The 13,761-nt window shown below is 54.2% G+C and carries 15 protein-coding genes; 5 read left to right on the top strand and 10 right to left on the bottom strand.

What is annotated here, in order from left to right:
• Positions 1–7: 7 nt before the first annotated feature.
• Entirely contained in the window at positions 8–823 is an 816-nt protein-coding gene (locus tag MUU47_RS21795) for a hypothetical protein (RefSeq protein ID WP_258968516.1), read from the bottom strand.
• Positions 813–2,024, bottom strand: a complete 1,212-nt coding sequence (locus MUU47_RS21800; RefSeq protein WP_258990243.1) for a tyrosine-type recombinase/integrase — start codon at positions 2,022–2,024, stop codon at positions 813–815. Before MUU47_RS21800 ends, MUU47_RS21795 begins: the two co-directional genes overlap by 11 nt.
• A gap of 145 nt (positions 2,025–2,169) precedes the next feature.
• On the opposite strand from MUU47_RS21800, the gene tesA reads away from it, so the two are divergent.
• From tesA to MUU47_RS21825, 5 genes are all read left to right on the top strand, one after another.
• The gene (gene tesA, locus MUU47_RS21805) at positions 2,170–2,814 is read left to right on the top strand and encodes a multifunctional acyl-CoA thioesterase I/protease I/lysophospholipase L1 (RefSeq protein ID WP_258990585.1); all 645 of its coding nucleotides are present in this window, start codon (positions 2,170–2,172) and stop codon (positions 2,812–2,814) included.
• 28 nt (positions 2,815–2,842) lie between these two features.
• On the top strand, positions 2,843–3,613 hold the full coding sequence (locus tag MUU47_RS21810; RefSeq protein ID WP_258990244.1) for an SDR family oxidoreductase: 771 nt from the start codon (positions 2,843–2,845) through the stop codon (positions 3,611–3,613).
• Between the two features lie 68 nt (positions 3,614–3,681).
• Positions 3,682–4,536, top strand: a complete 855-nt coding sequence (locus MUU47_RS21815) for a co-chaperone YbbN (protein WP_258990245.1) — start codon at positions 3,682–3,684, stop codon at positions 4,534–4,536.
• A gap of 156 nt (positions 4,537–4,692) precedes the next feature.
• On the top strand, positions 4,693–5,610 hold the full coding sequence (locus tag MUU47_RS21820; protein WP_125353500.1) for an SPFH domain-containing protein: 918 nt from the start codon (positions 4,693–4,695) through the stop codon (positions 5,608–5,610).
• Positions 5,607–6,059: an NfeD family protein gene (locus MUU47_RS21825; protein ID WP_110511296.1), complete on the top strand. Its 453-nt coding sequence runs from the start codon at positions 5,607–5,609 to the stop codon at positions 6,057–6,059. Before MUU47_RS21820 ends, MUU47_RS21825 begins: the two co-directional genes overlap by 4 nt.
• On the opposite strand, the gene cueR is transcribed toward MUU47_RS21825, so the two are convergent.
• The 8 genes from cueR to tssF form a co-directional block, all read right to left on the bottom strand.
• Positions 6,056–6,463 (bottom strand): Cu(I)-responsive transcriptional regulator, encoded by a 408-nt coding sequence (cueR, locus tag MUU47_RS21830; protein ID WP_258990247.1) that lies wholly within the window; start codon positions 6,461–6,463, stop codon positions 6,056–6,058. The two genes, MUU47_RS21825 and cueR, sit on opposite strands and share 4 nt — an antisense overlap.
• 32 nt (positions 6,464–6,495) lie before the next feature.
• Positions 6,496–7,956, bottom strand: coding sequence for a TrkH family potassium uptake protein (locus MUU47_RS21835; protein ID WP_258990248.1), 1,461 nt, complete (start codon positions 7,954–7,956; stop codon positions 6,496–6,498).
• A 110-nt stretch (positions 7,957–8,066) separates the two neighbouring features.
• Positions 8,067–9,449, bottom strand: a complete 1,383-nt coding sequence (locus tag MUU47_RS21840; protein ID WP_258990249.1) for a VasL domain-containing protein — start codon at positions 9,447–9,449, stop codon at positions 8,067–8,069.
• A 28-nt stretch (positions 9,450–9,477) separates the two neighbouring features.
• Positions 9,478–9,948 carry a hypothetical protein gene (locus MUU47_RS21845; RefSeq protein WP_258990250.1) on the bottom strand — a complete coding sequence of 157 codons (471 nt, stop codon included), beginning with the start codon at positions 9,946–9,948 and terminating at the stop codon, positions 9,478–9,480.
• A 26-nt stretch (positions 9,949–9,974) separates the two neighbouring features.
• Complete coding sequence (gene tssE, locus MUU47_RS21850) at positions 9,975–10,430, bottom strand: type VI secretion system baseplate subunit TssE (protein ID WP_258990251.1); 456 nt, start codon at positions 10,428–10,430, stop codon at positions 9,975–9,977.
• The gene (tssJ, locus tag MUU47_RS21855; protein ID WP_374684770.1) at positions 10,430–10,960 is read right to left on the bottom strand and encodes a type VI secretion system lipoprotein TssJ; all 531 of its coding nucleotides are present in this window, start codon (positions 10,958–10,960) and stop codon (positions 10,430–10,432) included. Before tssJ ends, tssE begins: the two co-directional genes overlap by 1 nt.
• Positions 10,953–12,038: a type VI secretion system baseplate subunit TssG gene (tssG, locus tag MUU47_RS21860; protein WP_258990253.1), complete on the bottom strand. Its 1,086-nt coding sequence runs from the start codon at positions 12,036–12,038 to the stop codon at positions 10,953–10,955. Before tssG ends, tssJ begins: the two co-directional genes overlap by 8 nt.
• A complete protein-coding gene (gene tssF / locus MUU47_RS21865; RefSeq protein ID WP_258990254.1) occupies positions 12,002–13,756 on the bottom strand; it encodes a type VI secretion system baseplate subunit TssF in 1,755 nt (584 codons plus the stop codon). Before tssF ends, tssG begins: the two co-directional genes overlap by 37 nt.
• Between the last annotated feature and the right edge of the window lie 5 nt (positions 13,757–13,761).

Genomic DNA, 13,761 nt, shown 5'->3' on the forward strand with positions numbered 1-13,761 from the left:
AATTTAATCACTTTTTACGTGAATATTTCTTTTTTATAGGTATCAGTTTCATTATCGCGCTTTCGCTCATGCCGTCTAGCGTCTCAGCCTTTCCGGGCGGCGCGATATCCTTCAATTTATTGATAAACTCTACTTTCGTTGACCACTGACCACCTTCCCACTGTTTAACGAGCCATCTTTCAAGGGATTTTTTTTTGGTGTCTGGTTTAGCTGGATGGTGCCCGCCCTTCGCTTGGTTTTTAATTAGTCCACTTACTGCCCTTCCCTCGCTGAAAAACAAAATTTTGTTGAATGATGCAGATATTGAGCGGCGATTGTTTGAGGGGTGATATTCCCTTTTTTTATCTGGCACATACCTGAAATACATCTGTAACTCCGAAACAGGAACTTCATCACCTTTATCGTTTATCTTGATATTTCCGTCCTTATCAGCCTTCGCCTCAATGTTGTCAATCGCGCTATCAATAGTGCCACGCTGATAAACAAGGAAATCGGCGATAATTTCCCGCAGGCCATCAGCGGGAACGTCTCTAAGTTTTTCTTTTATGGCGCTATGTGATAAATCACACTCCTGATGCGACATATCGATCCAGAATTTAGAACTTGATGGATCTGGCTTGCCATAACGCCTTGACGTGCTTACGCGCGCATAGGCAAATTTATACGCCCTAGCATCACCCGCAGCGTTTTTTGCCAACTGCCATGCGGGAGAAAACCCCTCGATAGAATGTATCTCCGAAACTCTGGATAGTTTTTCCTCCTCATCAGCGATTAGCTTTGCCTTCTCCCTCTCATGTATAGATAGTATTTTCTTAGTAACCATGTGAATCACCAGCGTTAACGGAAAGGGAGGTTGCTGCGCGATGCAGTTCGTCGATGTGATCGGCGTACCACTGAAGCATCTCGCGACGGTTGTCGAGGTATTGAGCGTGATTGTACGTGCTGCGAATGGTGTTTTTGTCAGCGTGGGCTAGCTGCGCTTCAATCCATGCAGTGTTATATCCCTGCTCATGTAGGATCGTACTCATTGTGTGCCTGAATCCGTGCCCTGTAGCCTCATTTCCGTACCCGCAGCGATGTATCAAATTGCCAACAAGACCGGGGGACATCGCCCGCAGCGCATCGCGTTGGTTTGGAAATATCAATCCATGTGGGCCAGTTATAGACCGCATAAACTTCAGAATATCGATGGCCTGCCGGGAGAGCGGGACAATATGCGGCCTATCCCCCTTCATTCGTTCGGCTGGCATTCGCCACAGCGCCGCATCTAAATCGACCTCGTTCCACGCCCCTTCACGGGCTTCGGTTGGTCGCAAACCTGTGAGCATCAGGAGCCTGATTAATGATATGACTATCAGGCTTTCACCAGACGTCGTGAGAACATTCAGGAACGAGCCTATCTCTGAGGTGTCCAACGATGCGAAGTGGCCTTTTTTGTGGCGCTGTAGCGCACCGGTTAAGTCTCTGGCGGGGTTGTATTTGGCCTTACCCGTTATAACAGCAAACGCGAATACCTCCGAACATCTGGCGCGGGCATTGCTTGCTACAGTTTTCGAACCTTTCGCCTCGATCTTCTTCAGAAGTTTGAGAACGTCAGGCGGCTCAATCTTCGCAACGGAACGACCTCCGATAGACGGCAGAATATGGTTATCAAACAGACGTGTTATGTTTTTCGCATAGCTATCAGCCCACCGGGCTATTCTGGATTGATACCATTCGCCGTAAACGTCTCTGAACGAGGAGCCAGAGCGATTTGCTTCGATCTCTTTGGCTTTTTCATCTACAGGGCTAATACCCTGAGCCACTTTCGCGCGAGCGTTTGCCGCCTGAATGCGGGCAGTAGACAGGGTGACGTCTGGATAAACACCTATGGATAATTTTTGTTTTTTTCCGTTCAGGGTGTACCTGAAACGCCACAGCTTAGAGCCATTGGGCTTTATGAGAATTGCCAGACCTCCGCCATCAGTGATCGTGTACTCGCGTTCTTTGGGGGTGGCGTTTTTTATGTGGGCATTGGTTAGCAAAGTATGTCCCTCGCATTTTACTTTTTTTCGAGGTTACTACGGAGGGACACTTTATTACACTGTTTTCGTGATACTCTCACAGAGTTAGCAGGAGTTTGTAAAAGCCAAAAAAGTCAGCAAGTAAGGGGATCTAGCTGTGGTTGCAATCCGTTTTGAGAAGTTACTTAAATCTATCAAGTATGTTTTCCGCTGGCATGTGCCGTTCCTGTTTCTTTTACTGTTAACCTGTCGTGCCGCATTTGCCGACACGCTGTTAATTCTGGGTGACAGTCTGAGTGCCGGGTATCGCATGGCGGCAACGGCCGCATGGCCCGCGCTCCTTAATGAAAAGTGGCAGCCGAAGACCGAGGTTGTCAACGCCAGTATTAGCGGTGACACGTCGCAGCAGGGGCTGGCGCGCCTGCCAGCGCTGCTCAAGCAGCACCAGCCGCGCTGGGTGTTGGTCGAACTGGGTGGTAACGATGGCTTGCGCGGGTTTCAGCCTCAACAAACCGAGCAAACCCTGCGAACGGTTATCAAACAAATTAAAGCCGCCAACGCAGAACCACTGTTGATGCAAATTCGTCTGCCTGCGAACTATGGCCGTCGGTATAATGAGGCCTTTAGCGCGATGTATCCGCAGCTTGCCAAAGAGTTCGATATTCCTCTGCTGCCATTTTTCATGGAAGAGGTCTATCTGAAACCGCAATGGATGCAGGATGATGGTATTCACCCCAATCGTGACGCGCAGCCGTTTATAGCGGACTGGATGGCGACACGCCTGGCTCCCTTAGTTAAACACGACACCTGAATATCAGGGGTTGTCTTCAGGTAAAGTTATGCAAAAAACGGTCTTAATAACAGGATGTTCCAGCGGTATTGGGCTGGAGAGTGCGCTTGAGCTGAAACGTCAGGGCTTTCGCGTACTGGCCGCTTGTCGCAAGCCAGAGGACGTGGCCCGCATGTCAGGTCTGGGGCTAACGGGAATTATTCTTGATTTGGATTCGCCCGACAGCGTGGACCGCGCCGCCGACGAAATTCTCGCCCTTACCGAAAACCACCTGTTCGGCATTTTCAATAACGCCGGTTTTGGCGTGTATGGCCCACTGAATACCCTGAGCCGCGCGCAGTTGGAGCAACAGTTTTCCACTAACGTCTTCGGGGCGCATCAGCTAACTATGCGCCTGCTGCCCGCGATGGTGCCGCACGGCGAAGGCCGGATTGTGATGACATCTTCCGTCATGGGCCTGATTTCCACGCCGGGCCGTGGGGCGTATGCCGCCAGTAAATATGCGCTGGAAGCCTGGTCCGACGCGCTGCGTATGGAACTGCGCCACAGCGGGATTAAAGTCTGTCTGATTGAACCCGGCCCGATCCGCACCCGCTTCACGGAAAACGTCAACCAGACCCAGGCCGACAAACCCGTCGAAAACCCCGGTATCGCCGCCCGTTTTACTCTCGGGCCGGAGGCGGTGGTGGAAAAAGTGCGCCATGCTTTCACCAGCGAGAAGCCGAAAATACGCTATCCGGTGACGCTGGTGACCCACGCGGTGATGCTGCTCAAGCGTCTGTTGCCGGGCCGAATGATGGACAAAATTTTGCAAGGCTGAGTTGAAGCATCGTCCTCCGCCCCCATCTCAATGAGATATCGACTCATATCGAATAAAGAGAATGCCTTATGTCTGCACAGTATATCGTTAACATTACCGAAGCTAACCTGCACCAGACCCTGGAGCAGTCCGCCACCGTTCCTGTCCTGTTCTACTTCTGGTCTCCGCGTAGCCAGCACTGCGAGCAGTTAACCCCGGTTCTGGAAAGCCTCGCGACCCAGTACAACGGTCAGTTCATTCTGGCGAAGCTCGACTGCGACGCCGAGCAGATGATTGCCTCTCAGTTCGGCCTGCGCGCCATTCCGACCGTATATCTGTTCCAGAACGGCCAGCCTGTCGACGGTTTCCAGGGACCGCAGCCGGAAGACGTTATCCGTACGCTGCTGGACAAATTCCTGCCACGTGAAGAAGAGCTCAAAGCTCAGCAGGCGATGCTGCTGATGCAGGAAGGCAATCACGCCGACGCGCTGCCGCTGCTGAAAGACGCATGGCAGCTGTCAAATCAGGACAGCCAGATTGGCCTGCTGTTAGCGGAAACGCAGATTGCGTTGAACCGTTCAGAAGAGGCAGAAGCGACGCTGAAAACCGTGCCGTTGCAGGATCAGGACACCCGCTATCAGGGCCTGGTGGCGCAAATTGAGCTGTTGAAACAGGCGGCTGACACCCCGGAAATCCAACAGCTGCAACAGCAGGTGGCGGAGCATCCGGAAGATGCGGCTCTCGCCTCACAGCTAGCGCTGCAGCTGCATCAGGTCGGGCGCAATGAAGAAGCGCTGGAACTATTGTTCAGTCACCTGCGAAAAGACCTGGGCGCGGCAGATGGCCAGGCGCGCAAGATGCTGCAGGAAATCCTCGCGGCACTCGGTACCGGCGATGCGCTGGCGTCGAAATACCGCCGCCTGCTGTACTCCCTGCTCTACTGATATTCCCTCTCCCCGGCGGCGTCCTGTCGCCGGGGCATTTAGTACGCTTTCAACACAGAAGAACGTTACCGCAGCCTGGTGAATAAAAGTTATACTTCCTGTATCAACCCTGACATGTAAGTCCCAGGGTTTCTCAGTAAAAACAGGAGGTTTTAAATGCTCGTCTTTATTCCCGTACTGATCTTCGTCGCGCTGGTGATTGTGGGCGCTGGCGTCAAGATCGTTCCTCAGGGTTATCAATGGACGGTCGAGCGCTTTGGCCGCTATACCAATACACTGAACCCAGGCTTAAGTCTGGTGGTACCCTTCATGGACCGTATTGGCCGTAAAATCAACATGATGGAACAGGTGCTGGACATTCCATCCCAGGAAGTTATCTCCAAAGATAACGCCAACGTTTCCATTGATGCGGTATGTTTTATTCAGGTGATTGATGCCCCGAAAGCGGCGTATGAAGTCAGCAACCTGGAACTGGCAATCATCAACCTGACGATGACCAACATCCGTACTGTGCTGGGCTCGATGGAGCTGGACGAAATGCTCTCCCAGCGTGACAACATCAACACCCGCCTGCTGCATATAGTGGATGAAGCCACTAATCCTTGGGGCATCAAAATCACCCGTATTGAAATTCGCGACGTTCGCCCACCGGCTGAGCTGATCGACGCCATGAATGCGCAGATGAAAGCCGAACGTACCAAACGTGCGTACATCCTGGAAGCTGAAGGGATCCGCCAGGCGCAGATCGTCAAAGCCGAAGGTGAGAAGCAGTCGAAAATTCTCAAAGCGGAAGGTGAACGCCAGTCAACGTTCCTGCAGGCGGAAGCACGTGAGCGTTCAGCCGAAGCGGAAGCACGCGCCACACAAATGGTATCCGAAGCGATTGCCGCCGGGGATATTCAGGCCGTGAACTACTTCATCGCGCAGAAATACACTGATGCGTTACAGCAGATTGGCTCAGCGAATAACAGCAAAGTGGTGATGATGCCGCTGGATGCCAGCAGCCTGATGGGCTCGATTGCCGGGATTGCTGAACTGGTGAAAGACAGCGCCGGTGAGCGGAAAAAACCATGATTGATGCCCTTCTCGTCCACCCGCACATTTTCTGGCTGAGCCTCGGCGGCGTGCTGCTGGCGGCAGAAATGCTAGGCGGGAATGGCTATCTGCTGTGGAGCGGCGTGGCGGCGATTGTCACCGGCCTGCTGGTCTGGCTGCTGCCGTTTGGCTGGGAGTGGCAAGGGGTGGTGTTTGCGGTGCTGACGCTGCTCGCCGCCTGGCTGTGGTGGCGTTGGCTGTCGAATCGTGTTCGTCAACAGCCGCGCGCCGACAGCCAGCTCAATCAACGCGGTCAGCAGCTGGTCGGTAAAATCTTCACGCTGGATACGACACTCATCAACGGTCGTGGTCATATGCGAGTCGGCGACAGTTCATGGCCGGTTCTTGCCGAAGATGATCTTCCGGCAGGGACCCGCGTAGAAGTGTTCGCCGTAGAAGGCATTACCTTAAAGGTGCGCCCACACTAGCTACTTTTGCGATGACAGCAGCCGGACAGATTATCAATAATTGGGCAGTCGGCGCTGTCATCTCCTGGACAGGCATCCGCCAGCACCAGCAGCTGTTCCCGCATACTCTGCAATTCCGTGATGTGCCTTTCTATGTCAGCCACTTTTTGCAACGTACGTGCCTTCACATCAGCACTGTGACGCCCCGGATCGTTGAACAAATTCACCAACTCGCCACACTCTTCCAGATTGAAACCCACCTGCCGTGCCTGACGCAGTAGCGTCAGCTCTTCCAGATGTTTTTGCGTGTAGCTGCGGTAGCCGTTATCGCTGCGCAATGGCGGTGTGACCAGCCCCTTCTCTTCGTAAAAACGAATCGCTTTGCTGGTTAAACCGGTTCTTTTCGCCACGTCGCTGATATTCACGCTTGCCTCCACTCATCAGTTGTGGGACTCGCTTAACTGCGCCAGAAGGTCCTCGACAAGAGGATCAACACCGGATAAATCTCCAGTCGGCCCAGCAGCATCGCCCCGCACAACAGATATTTGGCGGTATCGTCGAGCGTGCCGAAGCCCGTCGCGGTCTCGCCAAATCCCAGGCCCATATTATTGATGCAGGCGGCGACGGAAGCAAACGATGTGAGCAAATCGTAGCCCAACAGATTCAGTGCCCAAATGAATGAACAGGTGCAGAAAATGTACAAAAAGAAGAAACTCCAGACCGATCGCATCACCCTGTCGTTAATCACCGTGTTGCCCACGCGCACACTCATAATCGCGCGTGGGTGCGCCAGCTGATGCACTTCGTGGCGGCTCTGACGGAACAGGATCAGGAATCGCAGCGCCTTAATCCCGCCGCAGGTTGACCCCACGCAGCCGCCGAAGAAACTCGCCGACAACAGCAAAACGACCACGTGCGTGGGCCATGAGGCGTAATCTGCCGTGGCCAGCCCGTTATCGGTAATCATCGAGCTGACGAGGAAGAAAGAGTGCACGAACGACGCAGGCAGCGCGTACATGCCAGCGCGCCAGACTTCGAAGGTGATAATCGCGACCACCAACATCACCACGCAGAGAAAAAAGCGCAGCTCGCTGTTGCGGCGAAAAGGTTTAAGACTGCGGCGCGAAAGTGCGACGAAATAAAGGGTAAAGTTCACCGCCGACAGCAGCGAAAAGCCGCCCGCCACCAGTTCGATGGCATAGCTGTTGTAGTAGCCAATACTCTCGCTTTGTGTGGAAAAGCCGCCTAGTGAAACGGTCGATAAACCGTGGCACAGCGCATCGAAAAACGGCATTCCGGCAAGGTAAAACGCCAGCGTGCAGGTCATACCCAGCAGCATGTAGGTGAACCACAGGCTTTTCGAGGTATCCGCCAGGCGCGGCGTCAGGCGCTCTTCTTTAAACGGACCCGGCATTTCTGACTGATACAGCTTCATGCCCCCGATACCCAGTAGCGGCAGTACCGCAACCGCCAGGACGATAACGCCTAACCCGCCAATAAAGTTCAGCTGTGAGCGGTAATAGAGAATCGAGCGAGGCAGATGCGTCACGTCGCTGAAAATCGACGCACCGGTGGTGGTTATCCCGGACACGCCCTCAAACATCGCGTCGGCCAGGGAAACATTGAGCGAGTCATCCAGCCACAGCGGCATGGCGCTTATCAGTGAAAACAACAGCCAGAATAGGACGATGATGATAAATCCGTCCCGGGTTTCGAGCTGGATTTTGGACTGGCGCGTTAATCCCCAGCCAATTAGCCCGGCGGGAAAGAAAATCGCAAACGTCGACAGGAACGCAAACAGGCTGCGCTCCTTATCCACCAATGCCAGCAGCATAGGCGGAAGCATCGTCAGGCTATACAGCACAACGAGGAAAGCGCAGAGATGGATAACCACTTTAATGCGTGTCGAAATATACATACCAGCAAGATGACTTCGATTGATCTATTTGTCGGCAGTATAAGTGATTTGTACAGCAGCATTTTGTTTTACTGAGGTAAATCAGAGCTACCCTGCGATTTCACTGACGGTTATTTGCCGGTGTCTTCGTTATTCAGCTGAGAATAACGGGTGATCAGCTGTTTCAGGCCCTGCTCCGTTTGCAGTTTCTGCGCCGTCGAAATGTGCTGAGGATCATCCTGCAGCGCCATCTGTCGCAACAATTCCTCCGTTGGTACCGCGCGATTAAACGCCTGAGTAGTGGCAAATATCTGCGATTTTAGCTCGCTGACGGTGAGGTATTTTCCCTTTTGCCCATCGAGCGCGTTCAGCTGGTCGGTAAGCCGTTGCAGCATCACCATGCCGTCATGCCAGCCGTTGAGCGTCTCATCCGTTATCCGGTTCAACGCCATTTTTTGCTGCCACTGATTGCGCATCTCGCCGACCTGTACGTTATCCGGCCACAGGATTTTCGCCTGTTCCAGCAGCGCATTGCCCTGCTGTTGCGCCCATTGCGGCGGCAACGACGCGAGTGTATCCAGCTGAGATGAAGCCTGTTTCAACCACACATCGGCATTCACTTTGCCGGTGCCACTTTCGCGCAGACGCTGGATTTCAGCGCGACTCAAAACCTGCGGCAACGGGGTGACCGACGCGCTCAACGCCGGGAGTGTAGCATCGACGCGATGCAGCGCATTCCAGCCCCACAGCGCCACGGCCCCCAGCAGCAACGTCGAACATGCCCCGGCGGCAAACGCATGCCAGCGCGGTGGCGCCGGGAGTAGCGGTAGTGATGGCGATGGCAGTTCATGTACCACGTCGAGCGTCACTTCTGGTTCAGCGTGAATCACATACACCAGACGGCTGTCTGGTGCGCGTTCGCTTACAGCGGCAGGCTCCTGCAACGCCTGTATCGGCAGTGCAAGCGCCGGGGCGGATGTTTCCTGCGGTGCACTGTTTTCAAGCCGGGTCGCCGCACTCGAGATTTGCGCCAACAGTGGCGAGAACTGGCAGACCTGCTTCAGCCCCTGACGCGTCAGGATCTCCTCCAGCGCACGCAGCTGCTTTTCCGCGTCATACAACGGAGGCAGATCTGCATGGGTCAGGGTAAAAGTACGGAACACTTTCTGTAAGCGCTGGCTCAGCCCGCTCAGGATTTCCGCCCGGGACGCCGTTTGCAGGGGCCAGACCTGCGCCCACTGATGCGCCAGAAGTGCATTGAGGATAGCCGCGCCTTCGTTCAGCCCGTTGATTCGCGCCAAATGGCTGCGGGCCAGGGTGTACCAGGCGGCAGTTTGCAGCTCAACGCCATTTTGTTCAAACAGCGAAAGGGAAAGGCTTTCGACCCGCGCCCAGTTCACGTCCGGGCGAGCCGGATGCGTCAGTTTGTTCATCTCGTCACGCAGGGTGGTGAAGTCCGCAAGGGCCCGCGGATCGCCACCGGTTCTTACCGGACGAGTTTTTGCGTCGTACATAGTGATTTTATCCCTAAATGGCGTGTTATCAGGACAGCAGCCCGGCAATCATTTCGAAGAAGGCATCTTCGCTGAACGCACTTCTGCGCGCGCCGGGGATACATAGCGGGCTACAGGTCCAGCCAGCGCTTTCGCTGCTACGCATGAACAACCGGTACTGCGGGGTCGCACGCCCCTGCACCCAGAGGCTGGTTTCCACGCAGCCGGTGACGCCCTGCCCGTACAAAAACACCGGCGTGAATTTTATCTCCCGGTCGTTGTAGTGCAGCCCTAGCGCAGGAACGTTGAAGGTTTTCCGCCCTACCAGTAAATCGCTGAGCGCGACGTCTTGAGGTTCAATACGAATCCCGGTGTCTGTGAGCCACGCGGCCATATTTTCCTGAAGCTCGCCCATTCGCTGACGCATCTCTGCAATATCTGCCTCGCATTTACTGTCAAATTCGCGAGGCCGTGGCTGTTGGTCCTGAAGTTTTTTAAGAAATTGTGCTTTGGCTGACATGCTTTCCCTGCCATTAGACGCCCGACCTAAATTCGGGCTTTATTATCAAAATAGTTCTGCTGTTTGAGGTGACGTATCAACACCCGGCCTTCAGGCATAAACTCGGTGCCATAACGCACCAGGCCAATGCCTTTCAGCTCCGCGTCGATCGCATAACGCAGCTCACCGGGGATCGTCTGGTCCTGCATCACCACGTTGATGCTATTCAGGCGCGGTTCATATTTGAGCAGCAGCGTAGAGAGCGTGCTCATCAACTGATGCGCGGTACCCGGCAGGCCTTGCAGAATAGTGGTCATATCCGGCAGACCGTAGTCCGGAATATGCGCCAGCGTTCCGGCGCGACAGTTGAGGATCCGCTGCATGTTGTCCAGCACGGACAGGATCACCTGGTTCTGTTCGCTGACCTGATGGAGATCGAGGCCGCCGGTGAAATTGCCCGTAAGCATTTCATACAATGACGGCGTGTTATCTTGCTGGGGCATTATTTTTCCTTAACCGGCTGCAGCGTCAGGGCGTTATTCCCCGCCTCAAAAATACGTGGCTTATCCGGGTCTAGTTCTTCGCGCTCCAGCACCTGCTTCCAGTTATTCTTCGTCATATCCGGATGACGGAACATTCCGACCACCGCCACAAACTGTGCTTCAACATCCAACGGCATATCCAGTGAGACATCCCCCCCCGGTTTTATCACCACATCGCGACTGGCCAGCAGATCGTCTTTCAGAATGCTTTCGTCATCCTTGAGCAACTCCTGATACACCGTTTTATCGAAGGTCTTGCTGTCTTTTAGCTGATAAATGCGGACTACTACCGGCTCGGAAAGCGAGTTGTTTTCCCGTGCATCGACATTGAGTGCCTCGCGGGCGGTAAAATCGAGATGGAGTACCTTAATTTTTTTGTAAAAGACCGATTTGTACGCCGATTTGGTACCATCTGAAACGCTTTGCGTCAGACCACAACCGCTAAGGCCCATGGCCAGAATTGGCAGCAGCCAGCAGGCGGATTTAGTCATACTTATACGTAACACGTCGATTTCCTTTTTGTTGTGTCGCGGGCTGCAGGCCGCTGTAATAACCCAGTTCAGTAGTAAATGTATGCGGCACATCCATCGTAAGCGTATCCCCTTCGACGCCCAGAACCCCATTCATCCCTAGCCAGAAAGGAGAATCGCCCAGCGCGGGGACCGTCAATAAACGGGTGCTGACCGTCAGGGTGATTTTGGCTTTAAAGCGCCAGCCCAGATACACGCGCAGCATCACCAGAAAATCCTGATACAGCAGACCATCAGGTTTCCAGCCTTGCGCTTCCTGTTCATTGTCTGTCTTCAGCGCTACCAGCAACTGGCTATTGGCATCCATCGCTTCATCGCCGAGCGGGGTATTGCCATCCAGTACAAAATCGTCGTCGCCGTAAAAACCCAACGGCTGGCTGATGGTTACGGGTCGCAAACAGTAAGGACGTACGCTAACCTTAGAGTCTGGCGCCAACAGACTCACCAGAGCCTGCATCCCCTCCTGCGTTTTTCCAGGCTGGCGAAGCACGCCCAAGAGGGCCAGAAAGCGCGAAACCGGCGTGGCGATGTGCTGTGCGGTTCCCGGAATACCGAGCCCGACCAAGCCGAGGAGCGATTGCGAAATCGCGTCGGTTCCCCCTGCCTCAAACGTTGCCGGATACGAGTATTTTCGCCAGATGCGATAAAACTGCGTCAGAATGCGGTGACTGAAAATATCCAGAAACCCCTGTAAAGCTTCATGCCCTTCTCTGCGCTGAGTGATGTCATCTATGTACGCTGTCGGCAGCGGCGAATCCACGCCGTACATCCCCATAAAAGTCGTGCGGATGAACGGTGGTTTGCTGTCATCGTCTTCGTCGTATTCGACAGATTTCAGTTCGCTTGATGGGAACCCCATTCCCGGATGCGGACAGAAGCGCACCGGGTCATCCTGCGGGTGGCTGGTCGTTCCAAGCAACGGCTTACCCGGCCTACGATTCTCCAGCAACTGACAAAAACGATAAAAATTCATGCGGGTAAGGTCAGCTTCCAGCCTCGAGGTCAGCCTGGAATGCGGCGGTTGTGCTTCTCTTCCCATTCCAGGCGCTCTCCGGTAGGTTGCAGGATGATAATCAGGCGGTTAAACAGATATATATCGGTATAAAGCGCGAAGAAACGACTCAGCATCTCGCCAAATAGGCAGATGTCACCCTTGCCCGCAAAACCATGGCTGTCGAGTGTGACCTCAATCTGTACGCCGCGCACCAGATAGCCTTGCTCATAACGTTCGGTTTCACTGTGCTTCACCTCGATGATGGCCTCCAGACGGCGGCGGTTCATCTCACTGTCAGTCCATTCATATAACGCCAAAGTACCGCGCAGCACATCGGCGTTATCCATCATCGACAGAAAACCGCTGCCAAGATGGCTCAGCACGCGCCAGTGAAAACGATCCTGGTTAGGAGGATAGCAGGGCATCGTCGGGGCACAGAGATTACGCACGCCGATACTGACTGAGGTGGTTTTCATCACCGTATCCAGCACCGTACTCTGAAGCGCCCGACGCGGCAGTTGCCCGTTAGTGCCGGTCAGCGTCAGTGACAGACTCTCGTTCGCTGGTACCGTGTGATGATCAAACGCCTCACCACCCAGGATAAGCCAGGTGTCGTGTAAGCCTGATGGGCCACGGCGCATACGTGTATGATAGTAATATTCCGGAGCTTCATGCCGCATCATCCCGCCTTTATGGCGGAAGCTGGAAAACGGCACATAGCTATGCTGGCTGGAAGACAGCACTGAATCGACCGCGTATATCTCGGTATGACCGTCCTGCACGCGCATCGGACGCAGCATATATTCCGTCTGCAGTGAGTTGAGCGTCAGCGGATCGGACTCCAGCGGGAACAGATTTATCACCGGTACACAGTTAAGCCGCAGATGCTTCTGGTTAAAGCTGAAGTCGTGCTCCCAGCGTTCAGCCAGCACCACATCAATTTCAAACCATGGCAAATCCGCTGGCAACACCACACTTTCCAGACCTCGCAGGCTGGTAAACATAAACTTCTCACGAAAGGTGAAATACTCCAGTAGCAGTTGATAACCACTGAAACTGCTGCTGCCCTTCGGCCACAGCCCGTCATTATCGCCAAAACCCAGAGCAGCGAAATGCCCCTCCAACGGCCGCCTGTCGATATCGCCAGGCAGACGTAGCCACATCCGCGCCACGTTCATGGTGAAGGCTTCGTGCATCGCGCAAGCCAGCGGCGCATCGGCGTTGAGATATAGCGATATGTGGCTGAGATCTACCCGACTCCAGTCGGCCAGTTGACTGCAATTGAAACGCATCCTTACCACTGAGCGACCATCCGGCTCAGTAGTCAACGTCACGGTTTCCAGCGACAGCGGCTGAAGGTTAATTTGCTGGGTGGTGGTGTACCGGCAGCGGGTATTTTTCTCACCGATAGGCCGGGAATGCACCTCGAAACCTTTGGCGATGCGCATCTGCTCTTTCATCTCACGCCAGTCAGGCGAGAATTCCACAATCGACATCGAGGGGATCGTGCGCAGATAGTGCGGCCATAAAAGGCTGACCAACCCTTCGGTCAGCTCCGGTAGATCATCATCAAGTTTTTCGCGCAGTCGTCCCATCAAAAAAGCAAAGCCTTCAAACAGGCGCTCCACGTACGGGTCGCGCGCACCCGCTTTGTCGAGATTCAGCGTTGCCGCCCGATCAGGATGAGATCGGGCGAATTCTTCACCTGCTTCAAGCAGGTAGCGCATTTCAGCGTCGTAATAACGCAGGGTTAAGTCGTCCATAATTT

Source organism: Scandinavium hiltneri (assembly GCF_024764835.1).
GTDB classification, from domain to species: domain Bacteria; phylum Pseudomonadota; class Gammaproteobacteria; order Enterobacterales; family Enterobacteriaceae; genus Scandinavium; species Scandinavium hiltneri.

Excerpts from the sequence above, each read along its gene's own strand:
- MUU47_RS21795 (WP_258968516.1), bottom strand. The coding sequence starts at position 823 with ATGGTTACTAAGAAAATACTATCTATACATGAGAGGGAGAAGGCAAAG.
- MUU47_RS21845 (WP_258990250.1), bottom strand. The coding sequence starts at position 9,948 with ATGTCAGCCAAAGCACAATTTCTTAAAAAACTTCAGGACCAACAGCCA.
- MUU47_RS21815 (WP_258990245.1), top strand. The coding sequence starts at position 3,682 with ATGTCTGCACAGTATATCGTTAACATTACCGAAGCTAACCTGCACCAG.
- tssE (WP_258990251.1), bottom strand. The coding sequence starts at position 10,430 with ATGCCCCAGCAAGATAACACGCCGTCATTGTATGAAATGCTTACGGGC.
- tssJ (WP_374684770.1), bottom strand. The coding sequence starts at position 10,960 with ATGACTAAATCCGCCTGCTGGCTGCTGCCAATTCTGGCCATGGGCCTT.
- tssG (WP_258990253.1), bottom strand. The coding sequence starts at position 12,038 with ATGGGAAGAGAAGCACAACCGCCGCATTCCAGGCTGACCTCGAGGCTG.
- MUU47_RS21840 (WP_258990249.1), bottom strand. The coding sequence starts at position 9,449 with ATGTACGACGCAAAAACTCGTCCGGTAAGAACCGGTGGCGATCCGCGG.
- MUU47_RS21835 (WP_258990248.1), bottom strand. The coding sequence starts at position 7,956 with ATGTATATTTCGACACGCATTAAAGTGGTTATCCATCTCTGCGCTTTC.
- tssF (WP_258990254.1), bottom strand. The coding sequence starts at position 13,756 with ATGGACGACTTAACCCTGCGTTATTACGACGCTGAAATGCGCTACCTG.
- MUU47_RS21820 (WP_125353500.1), top strand. The coding sequence starts at position 4,693 with ATGCTCGTCTTTATTCCCGTACTGATCTTCGTCGCGCTGGTGATTGTG.
- MUU47_RS21825 (WP_110511296.1), top strand. The coding sequence starts at position 5,607 with ATGATTGATGCCCTTCTCGTCCACCCGCACATTTTCTGGCTGAGCCTC.
- MUU47_RS21810 (WP_258990244.1), top strand. The coding sequence starts at position 2,843 with ATGCAAAAAACGGTCTTAATAACAGGATGTTCCAGCGGTATTGGGCTG.